Here is a 1,558-nt window from a genome sequence, read left to right as displayed (position 1 = left end):
GCCGGGCAAGGTGCTGACCTCGATGCTGAAGCGCGTCGACGTCGCCGTCTACACCGCCTTCATGGACGGCAAGAACGGCACCTTCAAGGGCGGAGTCGAGAATCTGGGCCTCAAGGAAGGCGGCGTCGACTACGCCATGGACGACAACAACAAGGCGCTGGTGACGGACGAGATGAAGGCGGCCGTCGAAAAGGCCAAGGCCGACATCATTGCCGGCAAGACCGAAGTGCACGACTATACGGCTGACAACGCTTGCCCCTATTGAGCGGCACGAACACACAGACATGATCTGCAAACCGCCGGGCGCCAGCCCGGCGGTTTTGTCTTTACCGGATCGAGCGAAACGTTCGCTCCGTGCCGGCCACCGTTTCGGGATACAGATGCAGCCAAAGATCGCACCCATCGGCGAGCACGACGTAGCAGCGGTAGCCCAGCTGCGCCTGGCCACGTTTTTCGAGGGAACCGGAAGGACGCTCGGGGAAGATGCGGCAGGGCTTCGTGGCTTGATCGCCGGTGACGGCTTCGAGGCGGCATTCGTTGCCCGGATCGGCGACACCCCGGTCGGGACATGCCTGCTGGTCCGCCACGAGCTGGAGCCCGTACATGATCTGACGCCATGGCTGGCCGGGTTGGTCGTCGATGCAAGGTATCGACGCCGAGGCATCGCCACCGCGCTGGTCAAGGCAACGGAAGCCCATGCGGCGTCACGGGGCGTCGAGATGCTCCATCTCTACACATGGGATGCGCGTGATTTCTACGCGGCTCTCGGCTGGAATACCGTTGAGATAAGCGGCTCGGACGGCGAGAAGATGGCGCTGATGTCGCGCCGCCCTCGCCTATAGCAGCTTCGCGACGAGACAGCCCAGCGCGAACGCCACCATCAGCCCGGCGGCAACGACAACTCCGCGCCGGCCGCCAAGCGCGTGCACGCCAATGCCGTATGGTGGCCGGGACAGGCTTCGGATCACCGTGCGCGGTTTGACCTCATTGCCGCCGAGCTCGACGCTGCGCATCTGAGGTAACTCGGCTAGGCGTTGGGTAACCAGTTCCCAATGCCTGCCAGGCAGCAGGTCGCGTTTTCCGTAACGGTCGAAGAAATACATCTGCTCGGCAAGTCGCGCGACCGCGTCGCGGAAGGCGGGATCGACCTCCAGGTCACGTTCGGCCCGTTCGCGGTCTTTGTCGTTCATAAGACCGAGCACATATTCGCCGGCCCGCGCGATGCGATCGCTTTCACTGACCAAGGCGTGCACCTTCCCTTTTTCCTCACCAGTGCGGTGGCTTGGTTACCGGCACTTCATCTCCTGTCTGCTCCTCCAGCGCCAGGAAGCGATCCGTCAGCGCGTCCAGCTTGCGCTGCATGCGCTCGATCACTTTCCACTGCTCGGCGATCTGGCCGGACAGTTCCTCGATGATCTTCTCCTGCTCGGCGGCGCGTATTTCCAGCGTCGTCAGCCGGTCGGCGGGCGTGATCATGTGAATTCCCCAGTCTCACCGCGATGTCGTTCACCGCGATGTCTTGCGCCGTGATGCGAATTTCGGCGCCGTCATACTAGCG

The 1,558-nt window shown here is 63.1% G+C and carries 3 protein-coding genes and 1 pseudogene; 2 read left to right on the top strand and 2 right to left on the bottom strand.

The genetic code is table 11. The annotated features are described in order from the left end of the window. Both EN893_RS33310 and EN893_RS33305 read left to right on the top strand, forming a co-directional pair. Positions 1–265, top strand: a pseudogene (locus tag EN893_RS33310) (BMP family ABC transporter substrate-binding protein); the annotation flags it as partial. A 115-nt stretch (positions 266–380) separates the two neighbouring features. Then, complete coding sequence (locus tag EN893_RS33305) at positions 381–842, top strand: GNAT family N-acetyltransferase (RefSeq protein WP_127266919.1); 462 nt, start codon at positions 381–383, stop codon at positions 840–842. Here the strand turns inward: EN893_RS33305 and EN893_RS33300 are convergent. Beyond that, positions 837–1,244 (bottom strand): hypothetical protein, encoded by a 408-nt coding sequence (locus EN893_RS33300; protein ID WP_127266920.1) that lies wholly within the window; start codon positions 1,242–1,244, stop codon positions 837–839. The two genes, EN893_RS33305 and EN893_RS33300, sit on opposite strands and share 6 nt — an antisense overlap. Positions 1,245–1,266: 22 nt before the next feature. Continuing rightward, on the bottom strand, positions 1,267–1,473 hold the full coding sequence (locus EN893_RS33295; protein WP_206517192.1) for a SlyX family protein: 207 nt from the start codon (positions 1,471–1,473) through the stop codon (positions 1,267–1,269). Positions 1,474–1,558: the final 85 nt, after the last annotated feature.

Source organism: Mesorhizobium sp. M7A.F.Ca.CA.004.04.2.1, assembly GCF_004022825.1.
GTDB lineage: Bacteria > Pseudomonadota > Alphaproteobacteria > Rhizobiales > Rhizobiaceae > Mesorhizobium.
The sequence above is the reverse complement of the archived record's forward strand: the minus strand, read 5'-3'. Positions and strand labels throughout refer to the sequence as shown.